19 protein-coding genes and 1 other RNA gene are annotated in these 23,210 nt (G+C 64.1%); 6 read left to right on the top strand and 14 right to left on the bottom strand.

Features of this window, described 5'->3' with window-relative positions:
* Position 1: 1 nt before the first annotated feature.
* The 7 genes from mraY to rnpB all read right to left on the bottom strand — a co-directional run bounded on the left by mraY (position 2) and on the right by rnpB (position 7,867).
* The gene (mraY, locus tag HUN39_RS01490; RefSeq protein ID WP_175092736.1) at positions 2 to 1,084 is read right to left on the bottom strand and encodes a phospho-N-acetylmuramoyl-pentapeptide-transferase; all 1,083 of its coding nucleotides are present in this window, start codon (positions 1,082 to 1,084) and stop codon (positions 2 to 4) included.
* Between the two features lie 9 nt (positions 1,085 to 1,093).
* Positions 1,094 to 2,512, bottom strand: a complete 1,419-nt coding sequence (locus HUN39_RS01485; protein WP_175092735.1) for a UDP-N-acetylmuramoylalanyl-D-glutamyl-2,6-diaminopimelate--D-alanyl-D-alanine ligase — start codon at positions 2,510 to 2,512, stop codon at positions 1,094 to 1,096.
* Positions 2,509 to 3,960, bottom strand: coding sequence for a UDP-N-acetylmuramoyl-L-alanyl-D-glutamate--2,6-diaminopimelate ligase (locus HUN39_RS01480; RefSeq protein WP_175092734.1), 1,452 nt, complete (start codon positions 3,958 to 3,960; stop codon positions 2,509 to 2,511). The genes HUN39_RS01485 and HUN39_RS01480 overlap by 4 nt, the downstream gene beginning before the upstream one ends.
* Positions 3,960 to 5,735 (bottom strand): peptidoglycan D,D-transpeptidase FtsI family protein, encoded by a 1,776-nt coding sequence (locus HUN39_RS01475; protein WP_175092733.1) that lies wholly within the window; start codon positions 5,733 to 5,735, stop codon positions 3,960 to 3,962. Before HUN39_RS01475 ends, HUN39_RS01480 begins: the two co-directional genes overlap by 1 nt.
* Positions 5,732 to 6,145 carry a cell division protein FtsL gene (ftsL, locus tag HUN39_RS01470; RefSeq protein ID WP_175092732.1) on the bottom strand — a complete coding sequence of 138 codons (414 nt, stop codon included), beginning with the start codon at positions 6,143 to 6,145 and terminating at the stop codon, positions 5,732 to 5,734. Before ftsL ends, HUN39_RS01475 begins: the two co-directional genes overlap by 4 nt.
* Positions 6,145 to 7,146: a 16S rRNA (cytosine(1402)-N(4))-methyltransferase RsmH gene (rsmH, locus tag HUN39_RS01465; protein WP_232365839.1), complete on the bottom strand. Its 1,002-nt coding sequence runs from the start codon at positions 7,144 to 7,146 to the stop codon at positions 6,145 to 6,147. Before rsmH ends, ftsL begins: the two co-directional genes overlap by 1 nt.
* A gap of 341 nt (positions 7,147 to 7,487) precedes the next feature.
* Positions 7,488 to 7,867: RNase P RNA component class A (rnpB, locus tag HUN39_RS01460), an RNA gene on the bottom strand.
* A gap of 167 nt (positions 7,868 to 8,034) precedes the next feature.
* On the opposite strand from rnpB, the gene smbP reads away from it, so the two are divergent.
* Positions 8,035 to 8,397, top strand: a complete 363-nt coding sequence (gene smbP, locus HUN39_RS01455) for a small metal-binding protein SmbP (RefSeq protein WP_175092730.1) — start codon at positions 8,035 to 8,037, stop codon at positions 8,395 to 8,397.
* 267 nt (positions 8,398 to 8,664) lie between these two features.
* On the top strand, positions 8,665 to 9,921 hold the full coding sequence (locus HUN39_RS01450) for an NAD(P)/FAD-dependent oxidoreductase (protein ID WP_175092729.1): 1,257 nt from the start codon (positions 8,665 to 8,667) through the stop codon (positions 9,919 to 9,921).
* A 24-nt stretch (positions 9,922 to 9,945) separates the two neighbouring features.
* Here HUN39_RS01450 and HUN39_RS01445 read toward each other — a convergent pair whose 3' ends face one another.
* Positions 9,946 to 10,437, bottom strand: coding sequence for a hypothetical protein (locus HUN39_RS01445; RefSeq protein WP_175092728.1), 492 nt, complete (start codon positions 10,435 to 10,437; stop codon positions 9,946 to 9,948).
* A 100-nt stretch (positions 10,438 to 10,537) separates the two neighbouring features.
* Between HUN39_RS01445 and HUN39_RS01440 the strand changes: the two genes are divergently transcribed.
* The gene (locus HUN39_RS01440; RefSeq protein ID WP_175092727.1) at positions 10,538 to 12,781 is read left to right on the top strand and encodes a primosomal protein N'; all 2,244 of its coding nucleotides are present in this window, start codon (positions 10,538 to 10,540) and stop codon (positions 12,779 to 12,781) included.
* Between the two features lie 68 nt (positions 12,782 to 12,849).
* On the opposite strand, the gene hrcA is transcribed toward HUN39_RS01440, so the two are convergent.
* The 4 genes from hrcA to HUN39_RS01420 form a co-directional block, all read right to left on the bottom strand.
* Positions 12,850 to 13,935: a heat-inducible transcriptional repressor HrcA gene (gene hrcA, locus HUN39_RS01435; RefSeq protein ID WP_175092819.1), complete on the bottom strand. Its 1,086-nt coding sequence runs from the start codon at positions 13,933 to 13,935 to the stop codon at positions 12,850 to 12,852.
* A gap of 85 nt (positions 13,936 to 14,020) precedes the next feature.
* On the bottom strand, positions 14,021 to 14,791 hold the full coding sequence (locus HUN39_RS01430) for an outer membrane protein (protein ID WP_175092726.1): 771 nt from the start codon (positions 14,789 to 14,791) through the stop codon (positions 14,021 to 14,023).
* Between the two features lie 168 nt (positions 14,792 to 14,959).
* Positions 14,960 to 16,204 (bottom strand): glycosyltransferase, encoded by a 1,245-nt coding sequence (locus HUN39_RS01425; protein WP_232365838.1) that lies wholly within the window; start codon positions 16,202 to 16,204, stop codon positions 14,960 to 14,962.
* A 109-nt stretch (positions 16,205 to 16,313) separates the two neighbouring features.
* Positions 16,314 to 17,591, bottom strand: a complete 1,278-nt coding sequence (locus tag HUN39_RS01420; RefSeq protein ID WP_232365837.1) for a glycosyltransferase — start codon at positions 17,589 to 17,591, stop codon at positions 16,314 to 16,316.
* 118 nt (positions 17,592 to 17,709) lie between these two features.
* Here HUN39_RS01420 and HUN39_RS01415 point away from each other — a divergent pair, with 118 nt between their 5' ends.
* Together HUN39_RS01415 and HUN39_RS01410 are read left to right on the top strand one after the other, a co-directional pair.
* A complete protein-coding gene (locus HUN39_RS01415) occupies positions 17,710 to 18,663 on the top strand; it encodes a hypothetical protein (RefSeq protein ID WP_175092724.1) in 954 nt (317 codons plus the stop codon).
* Positions 18,664 to 18,785: 122 nt separating this feature from the next.
* Entirely contained in the window at positions 18,786 to 19,952 is a 1,167-nt protein-coding gene (locus HUN39_RS01410; RefSeq protein WP_175092723.1) for an LptF/LptG family permease, read from the top strand.
* On the opposite strand, the gene HUN39_RS01405 is transcribed toward HUN39_RS01410, so the two are convergent.
* Both HUN39_RS01405 and HUN39_RS01400 read right to left on the bottom strand, forming a co-directional pair.
* Positions 19,931 to 20,692, bottom strand: coding sequence for an ABC transporter ATP-binding protein (locus HUN39_RS01405; protein ID WP_175092722.1), 762 nt, complete (start codon positions 20,690 to 20,692; stop codon positions 19,931 to 19,933). The two genes, HUN39_RS01410 and HUN39_RS01405, sit on opposite strands and share 22 nt — an antisense overlap.
* Entirely contained in the window at positions 20,682 to 21,506 is an 825-nt protein-coding gene (locus HUN39_RS01400) for an ABC transporter permease (protein ID WP_175092721.1), read from the bottom strand. The genes HUN39_RS01405 and HUN39_RS01400 overlap by 11 nt, the downstream gene beginning before the upstream one ends.
* Before the next feature lie 203 nt (positions 21,507 to 21,709).
* Between HUN39_RS01400 and HUN39_RS01395 the strand changes: the two genes are divergently transcribed.
* Positions 21,710 to 23,209 carry an FAD-dependent oxidoreductase gene (locus tag HUN39_RS01395; protein ID WP_175092720.1) on the top strand — a complete coding sequence of 500 codons (1,500 nt, stop codon included), beginning with the start codon at positions 21,710 to 21,712 and terminating at the stop codon, positions 23,207 to 23,209.
* The last annotated feature ends 1 nt before the right edge of the window (position 23,210 follow it).

Raw genomic sequence — 23,210 nt, 5'->3', positions numbered from 1 at the left:
GTCACCTCAGCTTCAAGGTCGAGAGACCCATCAGGGCCAGGACGAAGGCGATGATCCAGAAGCGGATAACGATCTGCGGCTCCTTCCAGCCCTTCTGTTCAAAATGGTGATGGATCGGCGCCATCAGGAAGATGCGCTTGCCGGTCAGCTTGAAATAGCCGACCTGGATGATGACCGAGGCGCCTTCGATCACGAAGAGCCCGCCGACGATGACAAGCACGAATTCCTGCTTCACCGCGACGGCGACGGCGCCCACGAGCCCGCCGAGCGCCAGCGAGCCGGTGTCGCCCATGAAGATTTGCGCCGGCGGCGCGTTGAACCACAGAAAGCCGAGTCCCGCGCCGATGAAGGCCGAGCAAACGATGGTCAGTTCGCCGACGCCCGCGACGTAATTGACGCCGAGATAGTTCGAAAAGATCGAATTGCCGACGAGATAGGCAAAGATCGCAAAGGCGCCGGCGGCGATCATCGACGGCACGATGGCGAGGCCGTCGAGTCCATCCGTGAGATTGACGCAGTTGCCGGCGGCGACGATGACGAAGGCGCCAAACAGGATGAAGAGCGGTCCCAGCGTCGCGACATAGCCCCTCACCATGGGGATGGCGAGCTTCGTCATGTTCTCGCCGCCCGTTTCCATCAACGCGTAACAGGCCAGGCCGGCAATCAAAAACTCGAGCGCCAATCGCATCTTGCCCGAGAAGCCGGCGTGCGACTGCTTGCTCACCTTCAGATAGTCGTCATAAAAGCCGATGAGGCCGAAGCTGACGGTGACGAAGAGCACGATCCACACATAGGCGTTGCGCAAATTCGCCCAGAGCAGCGTCGCCGCGACCAGTCCCGAGAGGATCATCAGGCCGCCCATCGTCGGCGTGCCTTTTTTGGTCACAAGATGCGAAGCCGGTCCGTCCTCGCGGATCGGCTGGCCCTTGCCCTGTTTGATCCGCAACGCGGCGATGACGCCCGGTCCGAAGAAAAACACGAAGAACAGCGCCGTCGCCGCCCCCATAGCGGCGCGAAAAGTGATGTAGCGGAAGATGTTGAGCGGACTGTATAGATAAGAGAAGTCCGCAAGCAGCGTCAGCATCGTCTCTCCTCAGCTCGCCATCTCGCGAGCGAATGCGCTTTTCAAGCCCGAGACGATCCGCGCCATCCGCGAACCATTGGAGCCTTTCACCATCACCACATCGCCGGGACGAACCGCTGCAAGAACGGCCTCTTCCAGCTCCAGCGGCGTCGCCCGATGCGCGGCGCGCATCGAATCAGGCGCAGCGTAACTCAAGCGCGACATCAATGGTCCCGAGGTGAATAGCAGATCGACATTGGCGTCGATAAGATCCGGAGCGAGCTCGGCGTGCAGTTCGGCCGCCTGAGGCCCGAGCTCCAGCATGTCGCCGAGCACGGCGATGCGCCGACCCCCCGGTCCTATGGCTGCGCCGCCCAGCAGCTGCAGCGCCGCCCGCATGGAGGTCGGGTTGGCGTTGTAGCTTTCGTCGATAAGCGTAAACTCGCCGTCTGGCGTCGCAATTTTCTCGCGCTGGCCGCGTCCGGACGGCGGCGTGAATTCGGCAAAGGCCGCAGCAGCTTCCTCCAAATCCACGTCGAAAACGACGCCCACGAGCAGCGCCGCCAGCGCGTTCATGGCGATATGCTTGCCTGGGGCGCCGATGCGAAAGCGCAGCCGCCGCTCGAGAATTTCCGCCTCGACCAGCGCGCCTTCGCCGGCGGTCTCGTAAGACAGGAGCCGCGCATGCGCGCCGTCCGTCTCGCCGAAACCAAAGACATGGCTGGCGGTTGGGGCAGCCGCCGCGGCAAGACGCTCGTAAAATCCGTCGTCCCGGTTGATGATCGCGACGCCGCCGTCCAGCGCGGAAAAAACCTCGGCCTTGGCGTCCGCGATCTTCTCGATTGATCCGAAATATTCGAGATGAACCGGGGCGATGCGGGTCACGACGGCGACGTGGGGGCGCACCTGAGCGACGAGCGCGGCGATCTCGCCCGCGTGATTCATGCCGAGTTCGAACACGCCGAAGCGCGACTCCGCCGGCATGCGCGCAAGCGTCAACGGCACGCCCCAGTGATTGTTGTAAGACGCCGCCGAGGCATGCGTTTCGCCGAAACGCGACAGCATCAGCCGGATCATGTCCTTCGTCGAGGTCTTGCCGACGGAGCCGGTGATGGCGGCGATGAAGGCGGCGCTTCGCTCGCGTGACCGCGCACCCAGCGACTCGAGCGATTGTTGCACGTCTCTGACGACGAAAAGCGGCCCGGCGCCGGAAAGCTCAGACGCATGCGCTTCGTCGATGACCGCCGCCGCCGCGCCTTTCTCGAACGCCGTCCGCACGAAGTCGTGACCATCGCGCGTTTCGCCCTTGATCGCGATAAACAGATCGCCGGGCTGAAGGGTGCGGGTATCGATGGAAACGCCGGCGGCTTCGCGCGCAAGGCCGCCGCTCGCACGCGCCCGCAGCGCGCCGACCAGCGCCAATCCCGACCATAACGGCCTCTTGGTCATGGATGATTCTCCTTGAGCGCCTGCGCAATCGCCTCATGATCGGAGAAAGGCAAAACGCGGTCGCCGACGATCTGCCCGGTTTCGTGGCCCTTTCCAGCGACGACGAGCGCATCGCCCGCTTCAAGCCCCGCGACGGCGTTGGCGATCGCCGCGCGCCGGTCTCCGATCTCGATAATGTGCGCCGCGCCGCCGCGGGTTCCTTCGAGAATTTCTGCGCGAATGGCGGCGGCGTCCTCGCTGCGCGGATTGTCGTCCGTGACGATAGCGACATCCGCCGCCCGGGCGACGATGTCCCCCATCAGCGGGCGCTTGCCACGATCACGATCGCCGCCGCACCCGAAGACGACAATCAGGCGTTTTTTTGTCAGCGGCCGTATAGTGGCGAGCACTTTCTCCAGCGCGTCGGGCTTATGCGCGTAATCTACGAAAATCGGCGCGCCATTGCGCTGGCCGACGAGTTCGAGCCGCCCCGGCGCGCCTTTGAGCGCTTCGAGCGCCGCAAAGACCTGCCCCGGATCATCGCCGCTTGCGATCGCCAGCCCGGCGGCGACAAGCGCGTTCGAGACCTGGAAGGCGCCGGCGAGCGGCAGATTCACCTCATATTCGGCGCCATTATGGCGGAGCCGCAGCGACGTTTCCAAGGCGGACGGCGTCGCCGAAAGGAGCCTTATCGTCTCTCCCTTCGAACCGACGCTCAAAATTGTGAGGCCCCTCGCGCGGCAAATGTCGATGACGCGGGACGCAACGTCGCTGTCGGCGTCGATCACAGCCGTCTGGCCCGGGTGCAGCAGCGTGTCGAAGAGCCGCATCTTCGCCGCGAAATACTCCTCCATGTCGGCGTGATGGTCGAGATGGTCGCGCGAGAAATTGGTGAAGCCCGCGACGTCGACGCGCATGCCGTCGAGCCGCCGCTGATCGATCCCGAGCGACGACGCCTCCATGGCGAGATGTGTCACGCCCCGTCCAGCAAGTTCGTCCAGCGTTCTGTGCAGTTCGACGGGTCCGGGCGTCGTCAGCGCTCCATAATGCGCGCCGCGAGAATCGACGATTCCGACGGTGCCTAGCGAGGCCGCCTCATGTCCAAGCGCGGCCCAGATCTGGCGCAAGAAGGCCACCACCGATGTCTTGCCGCTCGTTCCCGTGACGGCCGCGATCGTCGACGGCTGCCGAGAAAAGAAGCGCGCCGCGGCAAGGGCCAGGGCGCGCCGAACGTCATCGACGACGACGAGCGGCAGCGGGCTGTCCGCTCGCCGTTGAGCGACGACGACGCAGGCGCCGCGCAACTTCGCGTCGGCAACATAGGACATGCCGTCCCCGGCGTGGCCCGGGATGGCGAAAAAGGCAAAACCGCCGCGCGCCATTCGACTATCCGCCGTCAGGCCAGAGACGGCAAGCCCGCGCAAGGCGGGCTCAAGGTCTGGCGTCGCAAGCAGTTCGGAAAGCAGCATCAATGTCCTCCGCCGCCGCGGGCTGGAACATTGGCATAGCCATAACCCAATTTGGCGAGGAGCGGGAAAGGCTGGTGCGGCGGCTCGAAACGCGGCGCGAGGCCGAGAATCGGACCGACGCGCTCGATGATCTCGCCCGTTACATGTCCCGCGTTATAGGCCGCCGTGGCGTAGCCGCCGGTTTCCGGCAAGCCCTGCGGTTCGTCCATGATGGTCAGGAACAGATATTTCGGCTTGTCCGACGGCGCGACGGCCATGAAAGTGTTAAACAGCCGGTTCTTCGAATAATGGCCGTTAACGACCTTTTCCGCGGTGCCGGTCTTGCCGCCGACGTAATAGCCGGCGACGTTCACTCTTCGCGCCGTGCCGATTTCGGCGTTGAGACGCATGAGATAGCGCATCGCCTCGCTCGTCTCCGGTTTCACGACGCGTTCGGCGCCCGCCTTCGCTTCCTCCTCACTGCGCTTGATGAAGGTCGGCGTGATCAGATAGCCGCCATTCATCAGCGCGCCGACGGCCATCATCGCCTGGAGCGGCGCCACCGCAAGGCCATGCCCGAAGGCGATGGTCATGGTGTTCAACTCGCCCCAGTTTTTCGGCACGATGGGTTCGGCGCTTTCGGGCAGTTCGGTGCGCATGCGCGTGAGCTGGCCCATCTTGCGCAAAAACGCCTTGTGCCGCTCCACGCCCTGTCCCATCGCCATACGCGCGGTGCCGACATTGGAAGAATAGGTGAAAACTTCCGGCAATGTGAGCGCGCGGTTTTGCGCGTGATAGTCATGGATCTTGAAGCGACCGAACGACAGCACGCCGCGCGCGTCGAGCCGTGAATTCAGATTGACCTTGCCGGAGTCGAGCGCCATCGCGATGGTCAGCGCCTTGAAGGTCGAGCCCATCTCATAAACGCCGACGCTCATGCGGTTGATGTGGATCGGATCGAGCGCTTCGGTCGGCTTGTTCGGATCGTAGTCGGGAAGCGATGCGAGCGCGATGACCTCTCCGGTGTTGACGTCCAAGATCGCCGCGGCGCCTGCCTTCGCTTTGAAATGAACGACGCCCTTTTCGAGTTCGTCGCGCAACGCATGCGTGGCCCGAATGTCGAGAGAAAGCGACACGGGCTTGAGTTCCTCGGGCGTTACGCCGAAGCCGGCGCCGTGCAAATCGGCGAGACCCTGCCCGTCGATGTATTTCTCGATGCCGGCGATGCCCTGATTGTCCACATTGGCGAAGCCGAGCACATGCGCGCCGATCGGCCCGTTGGGATAAACACGCTTGTTCTCGGGGATCAATCCGACGCCCGGCAGTCCGAGATGGAAAACTTCGTCGCGCTGATGCGACGTGACCTCGCGCTTCACCCAAACGAAGCCCTTCTTGGAGCCGAGCCGCTCTCGCAATTCGCGGGCGTCGAGGCCAGGCAAAACCGCGGTCAGCAGCTCGGTCGCCTCGTCCTTGTCGATGATGCGGCGCGGCTCGGCGAACACCGACATCACCTTGACGTCGCTTGCGAGCGCCTCGCCGTTGCGATCGATGATGTCCGGGCGGGACGCCGCGACGGCCTCCGCCGCGGCGCGCCGCGACGTCGCCGCCTCCGGCTTAAAGCCGAGATAGACGAGCTTGATCGAAATCACCGCGTAGAGCACGAGAAAGCCGAGCGCCGCGAGCCGCATGCGCGACGCGCTCAGCGCGAGACTCGTTGAAAATAGGGCGCGCAGAAACGCGCGAATTTTACCGCTCGGCGGCGGCGAAGGTTGCGTGTCGCGCATCGTCTGCGTCATGGCTTGCGTCGCTCTTGGCTTTGTCCCTGCGCTTTGGGCGTGGTCGTCGGCGCGCTGCCGGGGACGGGCGGCGTCGCTGGCATGCTCAATCCGAGCGCGTCAAGCTTATTGCCGATGGAGTCGACGCGCGGCGATCTCTCGGGAAGCGATTGCGCGGCGACGATCTGCGTCGCTTCAATCTGTTTCATGCCGGGCAGATAAGCGTCAGCGAGCTGCTGAATGCGCTCAGGCCGGGTCATATAAGCCCATTCGGCGCGCAGCACCGCAATCGCATCGCGCTCCTGCCTGATCTCGATCTTGGTCTTAGTGATCTGCTCGGCGCGATAGCTCGTCTGATACTTGATCGAATAGGCGTAAACCGCCGAACCGACGAGCAGGAGAACCGCAACGATATTGAGGAGCCGCAGCATCAGGCTTTTCCCTTGTCGCGATCGGGGAGATGAATGAGGCGCGCGAGCTTTGGGTCGAGCGGGTGAGGCGCCGCCGCCGTGCGGGTCGCGTAACGCAATTTGGCCGAACGCGCGCGCGGATTGGCGGCCGTTTCACCGGGCGTGGGCGTCACCGGTTGGCGGCCTTCGCAAACGAAACTTGGCTGCGGCGGCGCGGCTTCGCCCGGCAGACGGCGGGAGCCGGTTTCGCCGCGACCGCAGCGTTCGGAGAGAAACTGCTTGACGATACGATCCTCAAGCGAGTGGAACGTCACGACGACGAGACGACCGCCTTCGGCGAGAAGCCGTTCCGCGCCAAGCAGCCCCTTCAGTAATTCCTGAAGCTCGTCGTTTACGGCGATGCGCAACGCCTGAAAGCTTTTGGTCGCCGGATGAATATCGCTGGCGCGGTTGGGAGCGACGCGAGCGATCATTTCGGCCAGCGCTCTTGTCGTTGTGAAAGGCGCAATTTCGCGGTCGTGGACGATGGCGCGCGCGATACGGCGCGCGGCGCGCTCCTCGCCGTAGAAATACAGGATGTCGGCGAGCGTCTCCGCATCCGCTTCATTGACGATGTCGGCGGCGCTGCGCCCTCGCCCCTCCATGCGCATGTCGAGCGGTCCCTCGGCGCGGAAGGAAAAGCCGCGCGCGGCTTGGTCGAACTGCATCGACGAAACGCCGATGTCGAAGACGACGCCGTCAAGCGGCGTGAAGCCTTGCGCGCGCGCAACGTCCTCGAGTTGAGAAAAGCGCGCTTCAACGAGCGTCAACCGTCCGCGCATCTCGTCGACAAGCGCCTGACCAGCTTTGACGGCGGTCTGATCACGGTCGAAGGCGAGCACGCGCGTTTCCGGCTGCGTCAGGATGGCGCGCGTATAGCCGCCGGCGCCGAAGGTGGCGTCGATATAGCGGCCGCCACGATGGACGCCGAGGGCGGCGATCGCCTCCTCGCGCAGCACCGGAATATGCGGCGCCGACGTCATTCTCATGCTCCTCACCAGGCGGCGCGCGGCGCGAGAGGGTCGGCGGCGCGACGCTGTGCGTCCGGCGAGCGCTGGCTCGCCAAGACGGTTCGATTGCGGCTGGGCGGTCTTGATCGACATGGAACCGCGAGGCGTCGGAAGCAGGCTGGTCGCCACGCGCCGATCGGCAACCGGCCTTATTAGGCTTTTTTATCGTTAAGGGAGCGTTTACGGTGGCGCGAATTTGGCGAGCGCAAGGCGGCGCAAGCAAAATGACGCAAAGCTTTCTGGTCCGGCCGACGCCGCTTTTTCGCGAAAGCTATCTCGACCGCTTATCTGCTCTACGAAATACCGCTGATTTAAACGCCAGTCGGCCTGTAAGCCGGGTTCTGTACGTTCTTTGCAGAACGTGACGACCATTCCTCTGGGACGGACGTTGCCGCCCGCCTCAAGCAACCAACCCGGGCGACAGTCCCGGAGACGGGTTGAAGGCAAAAGCTCGCGCTTAAGGCCTTCCGTCGCCCCTATTCGGTCTTGCTCCCGGCGGGGCTTGCCGTGCCCCGAACGTCGCCGTTCGGGCGGTGCGCTCTTACCGCACCCTTTCACCCTTACCGCTTGCGCGGCGGTTTGCTTTCTGTGGCGCTATCCCTGGGGTCGCCCCCGCCGGACCTTATCCGGCGCCGTGTCTCCGTGGAGCCCGGACTTTCCTCTGCGTTTCGGCAGCGGCCGTCCAGCCGACTGGCCTCTTGAGGGATAGGCGCCCCCGAGCCGGAATGCAAGACGGGCGTCAAAACGTCGCCTTGGATAGCTAAGCAATAGTCCCATCTCATAAATTGGTTCTTCGCCTTGGCTAAGGCTGACGGGCGCCGAGCCGAGACCAAAGAGAAATGCGATAGGGGAGTATTAATAATGCTGGCACGTCGTTCGATTTTCGCCGCTTTGGCCATCGCGGCCGCTTTTCTTGTGACGCCGCATATGGCGTTGGCGCAAAGCCATAGCGAGCATCTGACTCAAGCGATCGAGGAGACGAATGAGGCGATCAAGGAGGGCAAGCGGCATATGGCCTCCTCCTTCGCCGAGCATGCGCATAACGCCTGGGATCACGCCAAGGCGGCCAGCGGGGAAGACCCCAAGGGCCACATCAAGACGGCGATGAAGCATCTCAGTCGGGCGCTCAAGACGGCCAAGCGCACCCACCACGCCAGCCGCATTGACAAAGGCGTTCGTCATGCCCAGTCCGCGCTCATTCATTTGAAGGCGGCAAATCAATAAAGCGATGAGCCGCGATGCGCATGCTGCGCGTCGCGGCTCTCCCAAGTTGAAGCCTACATTTCTCGATCCTTACGCTGATCATTTTTCAATTTCCGCGGGACCGCGCTGCGTCGCGCCCTGCACTGTCTGAGTTTGTTGCTTTGCCTCGGATGTCGGCGAGAAGGCGTCGCGCGAGACTGGAACCTTGGCGCCTTTGACGGCTTAAATCTTGAGTCGCGATGGGCGGCTTGCCCAATTGACGACTCGCCCGCCCATGGATGGTTCATCATGCAGCACAGCAGCGCCGCCGAGCGCAAACCTCGCGTCGTCATCATCGGCGGCGGTTTCGCCGGGATTGCGGCTGCGCAGGCGCTTGATGGCGCCGGAGCGCGCATCTTCATCCTCGATAGCAACAATCATCATTGCTTCCAGCCCCTGCTCTATCAGGTCGCGACCGCAGCCCTTGCTTCGCCTGATGTCGCCTGGCCGATACGCCACATCGTGCGGCGCCAGAAGGATGTGACCGTCCTGATGCTCACGGTTGAGAGCGTCGACGCCGCCCGCAAAGTCGTAAAGACCGACAAATGCGAGATCGGCTATGATGTCCTCGTCGTCGCGACAGGGGCCACCCACTCCTACTTCGGTCACAACTGGGCGAGTTTGGCTCCGGGGCTGAAATCCATCTCAGACGCGACGCTCATCCGCCGCCGGCTGCTTCTTGCGTTCGAACGCGCTGAGGTTAGCGTCGACCCCGTCGAGCGCGAGAGACTGCTCACCATCATCATTGTCGGGGGCGGACCGACGGGAGTCGAACTCGCCGGCGCGATTTCCGAACTCGCCCGGCGAACGCTCCCACCGGAGTTTCGCCGCGCCGATCCAAGGAACGCGCGCATCATTTTGCTCGAGGCGGGGCCGCGCATTCTTGCAAGCTTTCCCGAACGGCTTTCGGAGTATGCGCGCGATTCGCTCGAAGCAAAGGGCGTGGAAGTGCGGACGGATACGCCCGTCGACCAGATCTTCGAGGACCGACTCGTCGCTGGAGAAAAGGAGATTCCCGCCGGCGTGATTCTCTGGGCCGCTGGCGTAAGGGCTTCGCCCGCCGCGAACTGGCTGGGCGTTGAAAGCGACAGCGCCGGACGCATTCCGGTGAGCGGGGATCTGACGGTTCCCGGCCTTCCCGATGTCTACGTCATTGGAGATCTCGCTCTCCTGACCGGTCCTGATGGCGCGCCCGTTCCGGCTCTCGCCGCTTCCGCCAAGCAGATGGGGAAATACGCCGGACGCGCCATCCGACTCCGTCTGAAGGGGCGCTCTCCACGCAAACCCTTCCGCTATCGGGACTACGGCAATTTGGCGACGATCGGACGCAACTCCGCGATCGTCAAACTCGGCCGACTGGAATTGACCGGCTTTCCGGGTTGGCTCTTCTGGAGCGTCGTGCACATCTATTTTCTAGTGAATTTGCGCAGCCGCATCTTCGTCGCGATCAGCTGGATCGCGACCTATCTGACAGGCAATCGAGGCTCGCGATTGATTACGCGCTAAGTCAGCGCCGACGGGAGGCCGGAGCTAACTCTGCTCCATCTCCGCTTCCCCCAGAAGCGCGCGAGACGCCGCCGCGCCGCACGCCAGACCGACCGCCAAGGCGGCGAAGGCCGCAACCATCGAGCGGTCCGACAAGGCGAGTTCCCAGCCCGGCGTGATCCGCTTGGGCGCGACGCCATAATCGACGGTGGCGGCGATTCCCGACATCATCGCCGCATCGCCGATCAATTCGAGCGCTGAGCGGGGCGGATGCATCGCGAGCCAGGCCTCGAAGGGTAAGGCCCAGAAGACCGCCGATGCGTGATGCGTCGCGTAGCCCACCGCTGTGTGTGCGGCGTCGACGTCGCGCCGGCCGCGCGATTTGCGCCCCCAAAGCCAATGGCTGGTGGCGTTGGTGGGCTCGAGCGCGCCCCTGCCTTCAAGCTTCGCCAGCGCCGCCAGCGCGGCGGTCGAGATGACGCTTGCGACGCTTCCCGTCACAAGCGCTGACAGACCGATGCGCGACAATTTTTCCATCGAAGGCTCCGTGGAGAGGTTGAGATACTCGAACCCGGTCGCACGCCGCTTCGTTCCAGAAAATTTTCGCTGAGGGTGGGAAATGGATTAAGCCCTCGGCATGAGCGCGGCGCAGGACGAGCAAGAAAGAGCGCGAGTCGTCGAGATTTTGGCGCCCGTCGCAGTCGATACGACCTATTCCTACCTCGCCCCCGCGGCGATGCGGCTTTCCCCCGGCGACAGCGTCACGGCCCCGCTTGGACGCCGGGAGGCTTATGGCGTCGTCTGGTCGATCGACGGCGACTCCGGCCCGGGCGGGAATCTCAAGACGGTCAGCGCCCGTCTCGATCGGCCGCCTCTTTCGCAAAAGCTGCGCAGCTTCATAGACTGGCTCGCACGCTACACACTTAGCCCCCGCGGCATGGCGCTGCGGCTCGCCACGCGCGCGGCGGAAGACGCCGGGCCCGAGGCGCCGCGCATGCTCTATCGCGCGACGGGCGATGTCCCGGAACGATTGACGCCGACGCGCGCCCGCGTCCTCAAAGCCGCGGAAGGCGGCGTTGCTTTCGCCAAGAAAGCGCTTGCCGAAGCCGCCGCCTGCTCGACGGGCGTCATCGACGCGCTTGTCGATGAGGGCGCGCTGGAGGCGATCGCCGCGCCGCCGGCGCCGATTTCGCCGCTGCTCGACCCTCTGTTCGCCGCGCCGGCGCTGGAGCCCGCGCAGCAGAACGCCGCCGACGCGCTGAAGGCGTCGCTTTCACCGCGGGCGTTCAAGCCTTTTCTGCTCGAAGGCGTCACCGGCTCGGGCAAAACCGAGGTCTATTTCGAGGCGATCGCCCAGGCGTTGGAGGCAGGCGGACAGGCGCTCGTCATGATGCCGGAAATCGCGCTGACGACTCAATTTCTTGAGCGTTTCGCGGCCCGTTTCGGCGAAAAGCCGGCCGAGTGGCATTCCGGCGTCGGGGCGCGCAAACGCGCGCGCATCTGGCGCGGCTGCGCGACGGGCGACGTTCGCGTCGTCGTCGGCGCGCGCTCGGCGCTTTTCCTGCCCTTTTCGGACTTGCGGCTGATCGTCGTCGATGAGGAGCATGAAGGCGCCTACAAGCAAGACGACGGCGTGAGCTATCACGCGCGCGACATGGCGGTCGTGCGCGCGCGGATGGAGGAGGCCACGATCGTTCTCGCCTCGGCGACGCCGTCCATCGAAACCCGCGTCAACGCCATGCGCGGCCGCTACGGTTATCTACGACTCGAATCGCGGGCGCGGGCGCGGCTGATGCCGACGCTCGAAGCGATCGACATGCGCAAGGAAGGCCCGCCGCGCGGCCGATGGATCGCGCCGCGGCTGGCGTTGGCGGTCGGCGAAACGATCGCGCGCGGCGAGCAAGCGCTACTCTTCCTCAATCGGCGTGGCTATGCGCCGCTAACGGTTTGCCGCACATGCGGCCATCGCTTCCGCTGCGAACATTGCGACGCGTGGCTCGTCGAGCATCGTTTTCGGCGTGCGCTCATGTGCCATCATTGCGGCCATATCGAGCGCCGTCCGAACCTGTGCCCGGAGTGCGGCAGCGAGGACTCGCTCGCCGCTTGCGGACCGGGGGTCGAGCGACTCGCCGAGGAAGCGGCGACGCTCTTTCCAGATGCGCGCACACTCGTCCTCTCGTCGGATTTTCCCGGCGGCGCCGACCGGCTGCGGCGCGAATTGGAGGAGATTGCAAAGGGGACCTTCGACATCGTCATCGGGACGCAACTCGTCGCCAAAGGCCACAATTTTCCGCATCTGACGCTTGTCGGCGTGGTCGACGCGGATCTGGGCTTGGGCAGCGGCGATCCGCGCGCCGCCGAGCGCACGTTTCAACTGCTCAATCAGGTCACAGGGCGCGCCGGTCGCGGCGACAAGCCCGGCCACGCGCTGATCCAGACGTTTCACCCGTCGCATCCGGTGATCGCGGCGCTTCTCTCGGGAGACGCGGAAAAGTTCTACGAACAGGAGATCGCCATACGCGAGCGCGCGGGACTTCCGCCCTTCGGCCGTCTCGCCGCGCTGATCGTTTCCGCCAAGGACGCCGCCACGGCGGAAGCGCATGCGCGCGCGCTCGCGCGCGCGGCGCATGAACTGCCGCCATCGCCGCGCTACAGAGTCGCCGCCCCCGGCGCCTGGCCAGAGCAGAATGAAATCGCGCTGCTTGGTCCAGCGGAGGCGCCCATCGCGCTCATCCGCGGCCGCTATCGATTCCGCTTGCTGGCCAAAGGACCGCGCAGCGCCGACATGCAGGCGTTTCTGCGCGACATGCTCGCGGGCGGACCGAAGGAGCGCGGCGGCGTGCGCGTGCAGGTGGACGTCGACCCGCAGAATTTTTCGTAAAAGCCCTTCGCCTATTCTCCGCTCCGTCGGAGCAGCGCTGCGAATAGGCTACGGGACGGCGCGGCGCCTTACCCTCCGATGACTCGCGCCACGACCCTGGCCGTATAGTCGACCATGGGCACGATCCGAGCGTAGTTGATCCGGGTCGGGCCAATGACGCCGAGCGCGCCGATGATCCGGCGCTCGCTGTCGCGCAGCGGCGCAGCAATCATCGATGAGCCTGACAGCGAGAACAGCTTGTTCTCCGAGCCGATGAAGATGCGGACCCCTTCGCCTTGCTCGGCGCGCTCCAAAAGGTCGATGACCTCGGTCTTTGTTTCGAGATCGGCAAACAGAAGCCGAACGCGTTCGAGGTCGACGGCGGCGGTCAGGTCCTCAAGAAGATGCGCCTGCCCGCGCACGATCAGCTGCCGCGATTCGCCCATGGCGCCCGCCCAGGTCGCCAGCCCGGCTTCGACGATCCGCGCGGCGAGTTCGTCGAGTTCCATTTGCGCGGCCTGACGCGAGCTTTCGATGCTTGCGCGCGCTTCAGCGATGGTCCGTCCGCAGACGCGCGCATTCAGATAGTTCGCGGCTTCCGTAAGCGCTGAGGCCGGGAGATCGCGCGCGACGGGAATCACGCGGTTTTCGACCGATCCGTCGTCGGCGACCAGAATGACCAGAGCCCGCTCGGGCTCGAGCCGCACGAAATCGATCTGCTTCAAGCGCACATTGCCCTTGGATGCGACGACGACGCCGGCGACGCGCGTCAGTCCCGACAGCAGACTCGTCGCTTCCGCAAGGACGCCGGGAAAATCATGATCTTTGGAAGCCGCTTCAACTTCGGCGGCGATACGCGCGCGCTCATTCTCTTCAACGTCGCCAATCTGCAGCATGGAATCGACGAAAAAGCGCAGCCCAAGCTCGGTTGGAAGACGTCCGGCGCTCGTATGCGGCGCATAGATGAGGCCGAGCTCCTCCAGATCCTGCATGACATTGCGCACCGAGGCGGGCGACAGCGTCATCGGTAGAAGCCGGGCGAGATTGCGCGAGCCGACTGGATCGCCTGAGGCGAGATAGCTGTCGACGATATGCCTGAAGATTTCGCGGGAGCGCTCGCTGAGCTGCGCGAGACTCAGAGCCGAAGGGTGGGCAAGCGGGGCGTTGCGGATCATTCCACGAGAATATCGCATCGGAGCGCCAACAAAAAAAGCCCGGCCGCGAGGCCGGGCTTCGTCGAAGTCGGGGGAGGACGGTCGATCAGAGGCCGAGTTCAGGCATGCCGATCAGCGCGCCGATGCTCTTGACCTGATAATTCACGCCGATGCGGGCGATGTTCGTATCCAGGTAGTTGCCGGTGCCGGTGCGGTAAGTGAACGGGCTGAGGTTCGCGCTGCTGGCCCCCTTCATGCGGGTGAAGATATATTCCGCCTTGACGGTCCAGTTGTCGAGGATGGCGTATTCGATGCCGGCGCCGATGGCGAAACCTCCCTGCCACACGGACTGGTTGGTCGGGTACAACCCTCCCCACTGCTGGCCATAGGGAAGCACCTTGCCATAGGCCAGGCCGCCAGTGATGTAAGGCAGAAACCGGCCGAAGGCGTAGCCGAAGCGCAGGCGCTCCATGCCAAACCATTGCAGGCGGCTGCCGGCGCCGACTCCGATATAGGAGCCCGCATTCGTCGGGCGAACGTCGGCGTAGTTGAATTCGCTTTCGTAACCAGCGACGAGACCGTTTGCGAACACCCAGTTATAGCCGTTCTGGTAACCGACCAAATATCCGCTCGTGCCGAACGAAGTCGATGTCGGAATCGCCAGGAAGGCGCCGGGCGTCAGCAGGTAGGTTTGCGAATATTGGTTGGAAACGCCCCCGGCGTAAGAGCCGCTGATGCCGATGTGGAAGCCTTCCCAGCTGAAAGCCGGCGGCGGCGGCGGCGGCGGAGCCTTGTAAATCGGGAGGTCAGCCGCCGAAACGGCGCTCACCGCCAGCACCGACGCAAAGGCGCCAACAATATAGGTTTTGAAAGTCATCCGAGGCGCCTCCAATAAGCTCGTCCTCTTGGGACGAACGGCAGTTTCGAATGCAAAGTATCACTATCAAACCTAAGACGTAATTACCGCAGAGCTATGCAACGGCGTTTTTCCGGCGCCGTTGCCGATGGGACACACTTGCGCGCAACGTGCTGATTTTCTCGGAGTCTACTTGCCTGATCCGGCGCTGATCAGCGCGGCCGCGAGGACGCCGAGGCTCGCCTTATAGGCCGCGAGCGAAAGCCGCGACTCGTAATAGCGGCGCGCCGGGCTGCCGCGCCGCCCCGCTTCGTCCAAAGGCGCGCTGGCGGCCGTCCGGCTCAGCGCGTCGGCGAATTCTTGGGCTGAATCGACAATGACGACGCCGGAAAGGCGCGACGCTGCCTCATCCAACCCGCGCATCGCCTGCCTGGTGGCGATCAGCGGCAGGCCGCTCGACAGCGCTTCGACCGTTTTGATCGAAAGGCCAGTGCCGCTGATCGTCGGAAGCAGCGCGAGGCGGGCGTTCGCGTAGACGACGCCGGGATCTTCGACCCGGCCCAGAAACCAGTCCTTGTAGGCGGCGTATTGCTCCGGCGCCTTTGAACGCACCCCGGCGTCGACGTTGCCGACGATCTTCACCGTGACGCCCGGCGCTTTCGGCGCGACTTCGCGCAAAAACCAGACGACGCTTTCGACGTTGGCGGTGTTGTTGCTCGCGACAAGAATGATGTCCGGACCGCCAGGGCCGGTCGGCGCCTCAGGCGTTGCGGGATAGAGCAGCGCATGCGCGTTCTCGGGAACCAGAGCGCGAAAGTCTTCGGCCTCCTGCGCATTGAGATGCAGCAGCAGATCCGCGCCGCGCATCGCCTCAAGTTCTTGCGCCAGCATCGATTCGTAGGAGGCGCGCGGGGACAGCCACGGCATTGTTTCGTTGATCAGCGCGAATTGCCGCGCCTGCAGATCATGCGTGTCGAGCAGGATCGGCGCGGCGCCACGCGCGAGACGGCGCGCAATCGGCATCAGAAAAAAGTGATTGCAATGCACGAGGTCGAACGTCACGCCCTCGATGGCGCGCGACAGCCGCGCGCGCTCCGCCATGGCGAGACGCACCACCGCCTGATCGCCATGGAGATAGGGCCACAGCACGTCACGCAAAAAGCGGGGCGAGAGCATCGCGTGGAACGGCGCGCCGCCGTAATAGCGCGCGCCGCCATCAAGTTCCGGAGTCGCCTGGTTGAAAGATTTCCAAATCCAGTTCCGGCCCGGAACGAAGCCTGGATCGGAACTGACCGCGATCGGAAAAACTTCAGCTCCCAGCGCGCGATAGGCGGCGATCTGGCCAAGGACCACGCGGTAGGTGCCGCAGGAGTGCCAAGCCGGGTGGATCAGCGCGACGCGCCGGCCAAGAAGCGGACGCTGCGCGCAGGCCAAGCAATCCCTCGATGCAACGCTCAACCCGTTCCTCCAGCTGGCGCGAGCCGCGCAGCCTATGCAGAGCTCGCTGTTCCGACAATTGCCGCGTAGTTTTGCGGGGCCTAATTCAGAGCGTGGCGGCGGCCATCGCCAGCGCGCGCGCATAAGCTTCGGGGCTGAACGCGTCTTCGTACAGGCGGCGCGTGTCGCTTCGCTCCGGCTCTGCAGGTTCTCCGCTTACGGCCCGCGCCTGAGCGTCGCGCCATAACGCCGCAAATTGCCTGGCGTTTTCGGCGAGAGCGACATTTCCCAATTTGGCGGGATTGACCCGCATGCCGCGGAACGCCAGCGGGGCCGCGATCAGGGGCGCGCCACAGGAGAGCGCCTCGACCGCCTTGATCGACAGGCCGTGGCCCTCGACGGTCGGGAGCAGCACGCAACCGGCGTTGGCGTAAACCGCGCCGATGTCGTCGACGCGGCCTTTGAACAAGGCGCGATGCGACTCATAGAGCGCCGCGTCGCGTCTCTTCACGCCGCCGTCGATATTGCCGTAGATCGCGACGCGGGCGCCTGCCGCAAAGGGCATGACCTCCTGCAAGAACCAGCGAAGGCTGATGTAATTGGCGTAATTGTCGCTCGCCACGATGATAATGTCGTGTCCGCGCGCCAAGGGCGCCGACGGCACCGCCGGATAGATCAGAGCATGTCGCAACTCCGGAAGGAGCTTTTGAAAATCGCGATGCTCTTCCTCATTGAGATGCGCGCAAAGATCAGCGCGGCGCATCCATGAGAGTTCGACCTCGAGCATGTCGTCGTAAGTCGCTTGGGGCCTGATGAAGAACCCGCCCTTGTTGCGCAACACATATTGGCGCGCCTGAATGTCCTGCGTCTCCAGAACGACGGGAACTTTACGGCCGCGCATCAGCATTTCCGCGAAGGGCAGCGTGAAGTAATGATTGGCGTGAATGAAGTCGATCGACTCGCTCTCGAACCCTTCGGGCAGGGGCGCGCGCTTTGCGAGTTCGATGAGCCACGACGCCTGATCGCCGTGGATCAGTCGCCACCAGCCATCGACGAGCAACCGGGACGCCAAGGCGGAGAACGGCGCGCCCGAATAAAAGCGGCGGTCGGCGCCGATGTCGCGCGACGCCTCAAAATAATTTGTCCAGCGCCCGCCGCGCGGTGGACGGCGCGCGAGATCGTCCATCATCGCGACAGACACGACGCGCGCGCCAAGCGCCTTATAGGCGGCGATCTGACTGACGTTCACCTGATAACTGCCGCAACTGTGCCAAGCGGCATGAACAACGGCGACGGTTTTGCCGGCGAAAGGCCGCGCCTGCGGGCCTGCGGTCTCCGACCCCCGCGCCGCGGATGACGAAACGTGGCCCATCGTATCAGACATCGTGCTGCAACATGGTCGATCGTTCTCAAATACCATACGAAAATCGCGCACTCGGCCTCTCAGGCGCGCCGACTCGCTGCTGTTTCAGATTGAGGCGTCCGACCCGCATCTTCCCTCAATGCCGAGCCGCCCCTTGCTTTTGCCCGCCATTTTCAAATACATCCCGTATATGAGGCTTCGCGTCCCAAATCCAGTCTTATCGCCCGAGGGCGCCGCGGCGCCCAGCCCCGCCCCCGCCGCGCCCGCCAAGCGGTACGGCGTAGCCATCGTCGGCAATGACAAAATCATCGACTGGCTGCTCCCTTTTCTCGAAAGCTACCGAGACACAAATTCCACGCTGCCGCTTTATCTCATTCCCTATGACGACAATGTCGGCATGACGCGCCGCGCCGCGGAAATCTACGGGGCGCATTACGTCGGCGAAGAGCCGACCGAAATCGACAAGCTCTCGCACGAGCTTTATCCCGGCATCTTCAACACCAATCGCCGTCGGCTGCGAAAGCTGCAAGCGCTCGCGCTGCCGCTTGATGAAGTCGCCTATGTCGACGTGGACGTCATTCTGTTTCGCGACTTCACGCCGCTGTTCGGCCGTCTGGACAAAGGCAAGACGGAGTTCATCGTCGCCTCGCCGAGCTTCGAATATGTCTACAACGACAGACGCGACCACTATCCGTTTCTCAAGGACGCGCTTCTCTTCAATGACGGATTCTGGATCACATCGAATCAATATCTGAAGCTGTCCGATTTCATCGAGACGATCCGCGACGACGCCGTCATTTTCCATGACGTGCGCAAGCGCGGTCAGCTCTTCGCCCAGCCGCTCGTCAATTTCGTCACGCACCGCCGGGGCCTGAAAATCGAGCTTTTGCCGAACGTCATCGCGGGCGCCTCCCACGAAAGCTTCTACAAGGCGCCAGGCGTCGAATTTAAGAACGGCAAGCCCGTCGACTACGAAGGCAAGGAGATCTATTTCGCGCATTGGGCCGGCGCGACAACGCTGCCGAAGAATGGCGTGTTCGATGAGGCGTGGACGCACTATTCGCAGGCCGCCTGGGCGAGGTTCAAGCAGTGACGCGCGGCGTCTCGCCTCATGGCCCGCTTTGCGCCGGCGCGCCGCTCTTCCGCTTGGGCGGCGCGACGCGAACTTTCTTTGCCGCTCGGCGCGACGCCGAACGATAGCGCGGAGCCCCCGCCATGCCGCGCCTGTTGTTCCGCTATCTGTTCAAGCGCATTGGGTTCGGCGTGCTCATCGTGCAGTTCGCGCTCTCCATTCCGGTCGTCTTGTCATATCTGCTTTACCAACTGCCGCCGGCCGCCGTGCGCGGCGGCCTTGTCATTCCCGCTTTGATCGGGGTGACTCCGACGGTGGCTTACGTGACTTTGCCGATGGCGGTTGGCGTCGCCACCGCGCTCGAGTTCGGCCGCATGTCGAGCGAAGGCATGATCGCCGTTCTCTATGCGCTGCGCCTTTCTGTCTGGGCCATCTGCCGCCCAGCGCTGGTCTTGGCGGCCGGCGTCGTCGTCCTCGGCTATCTGCTCGCCAATTTCGCGGCGCCCTACTATTCGAGCGGCATGCAGGATGTGCTCAATGTCGTGCGCAATTCGCTTAACCATCGCATGCTCGACGCGGCGCGTTTCTACACTTTCGACAATGGCGTGAAGACGCTCTACATCGAGCGTTGGGAGACGCCTGACCTTGCGGTCAATCTGTTCGTGCGTCAGCTTTCGATCGAAAAGATGCAGGAAGAGACGGTGACGGCGGCGCGCGCCGAATTTCGCCGCAACGAATCAGGCGTCATCGTCGCGCTCTCCAACGGCAGCATCCAGACGCGCTCATTGACGACAGGCGACGTGCGCATCGCCAATTTCGATGAATACGCCATGGCGTTGCCGATGCAGGGCAGCGCTTCGCTGCCCGACCGGGGCTGGCGCGGCGTCTATGAATTGTCGGCCGGCACCTTTCTCGCCAATTATGCTGCGGCGCGGGGCGATCCGCGCCAGCTCGGAGAGTGGACGGCCGAGGCGGCGAAGCGCTTCGGCGTGCCGGCGCTCGCCTTTGCCCATACGCTCCTCGCGCTGGCGCTCGTCCTGACATTCGGGAACATCACCGGCCGGCGCGGCGCGGCGGGAGGCCTCGCCACGATTGCGGTTCCAGCCGTGCACATCGGCTTTCTCGTCGCGCTCGAATCGCTCCTGCGCATCAATGGGCTGTTCGTCTTGCTGCTTGCCGCGCTCGCCCTCGCCGAAGTCGGCGTTTCAGTTTGGCTCCTTGCCCGGCTCAACCGCAGTCCAAAGCCCAAGCGCCTTCTCGGCCAACGCGCTTCATCCGCGCGGGACGCCTACGCGACGCCGCTCGCCTGACCTTCTTCGGCGCGCATCGCCTTACGATAGTTGGCGACCACCTTCGCCGGGTCGCCGATCTCGCGCACGACGCCGTCCTCCAGCCAGAGCACGCGGTTGCACAGAGAGGCGAGAAAGCTGAGATCGTGCGACACCATCAGAATGGTGCCGGTTTTGGCGAATTCGGCGATGTATTTCTCGCACTTGCGCTGGAATATTTCGTCGCCGACCGAAAGCGCTTCATCGACGATGAGCACGTCGGCCTTGGCGTAGGCGCAGATCGCGAAAGCCACTCGCGCGATCATGCCCATCGAATAGGTGCGCATCGGCTGCTCAAAAAATGGCCCGATGTCCGCGAAGGCGGCGATGTCTTCGATGCACGCGTCGACCTCCTTGCGCGACAGCCCCAGGATCGCCGCGCCGATGCGGGCGTTTTCGCGCCCCGTCAGCAGGCCGTCGAAGCCCGAGCCGAGCGCCAAAATTGGCGCGATACGGCCGCCGACCCTGAAATCGCCCTTCGTTGGCTGGGTAATGCCGCACAGAATCTGCAGCAGCGTTGTCTTGCCGGCGCCGTTGCGTCCCACGATGCCGACGCGCTCGCCTCGCTCGACCGTGAAATTGACGTCATGCAGAACCCATTTGTCCTTATAGAACTTCTTCCATAGGCCAAACAGGATCTGCTTGAGCTGATCGTTCTGATGCGCATAGAGCTGGAAAGCCTTGCCGACGCCCGCGCAGCGGATTGTGGGCTCAGATGACATCGACGATGACCGATTTGTAGCGCATGAAAAACTGATAGCCGCCAAGGAACACGGCGTAGGAGATCGCGACAAGCGCGAAATAGCCGAAGACGTTTGGAATTGTTCCATCAAGCGCAAGGCCGCGCAGCATCTCGATGTAATCGCCGACGATGTTGAGACGCAGCCACAATGCGACCGATCCGGACATGGCGGCGATCTGGTCCAGGCGATAGAAGATCGGCGTCGCGAACATGAGCACCGGCACGACGGAGGCCATGATATGGGCGACGTCGCGCGTGAACGCCCCGAGCGCCATCAGAAACCACACGACGCCAATGGTAAAGAGAAAAAAGGGCGCGATCAGGAATGGCGTCAGCACGATCGTTAAGGGAATCGTTCCTGCCGTCAGCAACCGAAAGACGATGTAGACGGCGAAGCCCACTCCACCGTAGGTGAACGCCCGGATCGTCGCAGTCCAGGCGATGGTTTCGCTGGGGAAAATCGACTTCTTCACGAAGTTGACATGCTCGTGCAAGAGCATTGGGGCCCGATAGGCGAGTTCGCTAAACAGATTGAAGACAATAAGCCCGATGAAAATCGAGCTTGCATAGTCAGTGACGCTCACGCCGGCGGAAAGCTGAGGAACCGTGATCGAGAACAGCGCGGTATAGGTGAGCAGCATGAAGAGCGGCGAGAGCACCGCCCAGAGCGGTCCAAGCGCCGAGCCGCGAAATCGGGAAATGAACTCGCGCCGCACGACGGCGCGGATAAGCTCCCGGTTGCGCCAGGCCCGTTCGAAGGGCGCGACATAGACAGGAGGGATCGAGGCGAGCAAGTGTCGGCGCGTCCTTTCAGGTTCAGAACTTGGTTTCGAAAAGCGCGAGGCGTCCCTCGGACGGGATCGTGCGCCGATCGAAGCTATCGCGCCTGGCGCGGCGTCGCCCGCATAGACCAGTTCAGCCCGCCCCCTGTCAATGGCGACGCTCACCCTCAGTGGAACGGCATGCAGTATCGAGCTTGTTGTCTTTGGAAGCGGCCATGGTGACGCGTCGCGCGACGATCGCAGGACTGGGCGCGCTGGCGACTCAGTTGATCCTGCCGAGCGCCGAAGCGGCGCAAGAGCCGCCCTATCAGCTGGGCGAATGGACGGGCGACAGTTTCGCGCCCATGCACGCGATCCGCGACGGGCTTTGGCGCGCTCCGCTTTCGGTCCCCGAGCGGCGCATCGACGTCGTCGTCATTGGCGGCGGCCTGGCCGGCCTCGCCGTCGCGGCGCTGCTACGGGATCGCGACGTGCTCGTCCTTGAGCGCGAGTCGGATCCTGGCGGCGTCGCCAAATCCGAGCGTTGGCGCGATGTCGATTATGCGCTCGGATCAGCCTATATCGTTGACATATCCCATCCTTTTATGGCGCTTTACGAGACGCTGGGCCTCGCGCCGCGCCCTGTCAGCGAACCGGTCGACAGAGCGCGGTCCGGGGCGGCCGGCGCGGGGGATCCCCGGGAGCGGGAATGGCGCGGCGGCTATGAGCGGCTAAAGGCGCTTTTGCGCCGCCTCGGCGAGAGCCCGGACTTTCCCAAGATTCCGATCGGGGAGGCGTCGACGCCTGCGCTTGCGCTGGACCAGATCTCCCTGCAGGAATTCTTGCGGCGCGAGCATATCGACGCCGAACTCTTCGGCCTGCTTGACGCCTACAGCCTCTCGGCGCTCGGCGCGCCCACGGCCGAAATATCCGCTTATGCGGGCGTCAATTTTCTTTCGGAGATCAACGCGCCGATCTACGCCTTCCCAGGAGGCAACGCGGCGATCGCCCGCGCCTTGGCGGCGCGCCTATCACGCGCCGGCGAGGGACGCATCGTCACGGGCGCCGCGGTTTACGCGATCGAACCGGCGGAAGACGGCTACGCCCGCGTGGGCTGGTTCGACGCGCGACACCCTGGGGAGCCCCGCTGTCTCGAGGCGCGCTGGGCGGTCGTCGCCGCGCCCTACTTTTTCGCCGGCCGCATTCTGCGCGGCGTCGATCCCGCCGCGACGGCGCAAATGACCCAGTTGCGGCAGGGTAGCTATCTCGTCGCCAACTGCTGTTTCGAGGGACCGCCGGCGGAGCTGCCCTATGACAGCTGGGCCCTGGGCGCCCAGAGCTTCAGCGACGCAATCAGCGCGACCGCAGTGCTACCTGCCGCCGAGCAGCCCAAGGATCACAGCGTCCTGACCGTCTACGCGCCGTTCCGCGACCCTGGCGTGGGGCGGGCGCGCCTGCTCGCTGGGGACCGCGCCGCCTTCGCCGCGCCGATCGTCGAGGAGCTGCGACGTTTCATGCCGGAGGCGTTCGGCAAGGCGCGGCTCGCCGAGGTGCGGCTGACGCGCTGGGGCCATCATCACCTCATCGCCGCGCCGGGGATCGTCGCCACGATGCGCGCCTTGCCAAAACGCTTCGGCAACGTCCTACTCGCCCATTCGGACGGTCAGGGCATGCCAGCGGTCGAGAGCGCCCTTGTCGAGGCGCAGAACGCCGTCGAGATCATCACGAGGGGCTGAG

The organism is Methylocystis silviterrae (assembly GCF_013350005.1).
Classification (GTDB): Bacteria; Pseudomonadota; Alphaproteobacteria; order Rhizobiales; family Beijerinckiaceae; genus Methylocystis; species Methylocystis silviterrae.
Note: the sequence above shows the minus strand (reverse complement) of the source record. Positions and strands in the feature narration are given on the sequence as shown.

Bases quoted from the DNA above. Each gene is read 5' to 3' on its own strand.
- ftsL (WP_175092732.1), bottom strand. From the start codon at position 6,145: ATGCTGCGGCTCCTCAATATCGTTGCGGTTCTCCTGCTCGTCGGTTCG.
- HUN39_RS01485 (WP_175092735.1), bottom strand. From the start codon at position 2,512: ATGACCAAGAGGCCGTTATGGTCGGGATTGGCGCTGGTCGGCGCGCTG.
- HUN39_RS01480 (WP_175092734.1), bottom strand. From the start codon at position 3,960: ATGCTGCTTTCCGAACTGCTTGCGACGCCAGACCTTGAGCCCGCCTTG.
- HUN39_RS01415 (WP_175092724.1), top strand. From the start codon at position 17,710: ATGCCGAGCCGCCCCTTGCTTTTGCCCGCCATTTTCAAATACATCCCG.
- HUN39_RS01475 (WP_175092733.1), bottom strand. From the start codon at position 5,735: ATGACGCAGACGATGCGCGACACGCAACCTTCGCCGCCGCCGAGCGGT.
- hrcA (WP_175092819.1), bottom strand. From the start codon at position 13,935: ATGATCCGCAACGCCCCGCTTGCCCACCCTTCGGCTCTGAGTCTCGCG.
- mraY (WP_175092736.1), bottom strand. From the start codon at position 1,084: ATGCTGACGCTGCTTGCGGACTTCTCTTATCTATACAGTCCGCTCAAC.
- HUN39_RS01450 (WP_175092729.1), top strand. From the start codon at position 8,665: ATGCAGCACAGCAGCGCCGCCGAGCGCAAACCTCGCGTCGTCATCATC.
- HUN39_RS01405 (WP_175092722.1), bottom strand. From the start codon at position 20,692: ATGTCATCTGAGCCCACAATCCGCTGCGCGGGCGTCGGCAAGGCTTTC.
- HUN39_RS01430 (WP_175092726.1), bottom strand. From the start codon at position 14,791: ATGACTTTCAAAACCTATATTGTTGGCGCCTTTGCGTCGGTGCTGGCG.
- smbP (WP_175092730.1), top strand. From the start codon at position 8,035: ATGCTGGCACGTCGTTCGATTTTCGCCGCTTTGGCCATCGCGGCCGCT.
- HUN39_RS01440 (WP_175092727.1), top strand. From the start codon at position 10,538: ATGAGCGCGGCGCAGGACGAGCAAGAAAGAGCGCGAGTCGTCGAGATT.
- HUN39_RS01420 (WP_232365837.1), bottom strand. From the start codon at position 17,591: ATGTCTGATACGATGGGCCACGTTTCGTCATCCGCGGCGCGGGGGTCG.
- rsmH (WP_232365839.1), bottom strand. From the start codon at position 7,146: ATGACGTCGGCGCCGCATATTCCGGTGCTGCGCGAGGAGGCGATCGCC.
- HUN39_RS01395 (WP_175092720.1), top strand. From the start codon at position 21,710: ATGGTGACGCGTCGCGCGACGATCGCAGGACTGGGCGCGCTGGCGACT.
- HUN39_RS01410 (WP_175092723.1), top strand. From the start codon at position 18,786: ATGCCGCGCCTGTTGTTCCGCTATCTGTTCAAGCGCATTGGGTTCGGC.
- HUN39_RS01445 (WP_175092728.1), bottom strand. From the start codon at position 10,437: ATGGAAAAATTGTCGCGCATCGGTCTGTCAGCGCTTGTGACGGGAAGC.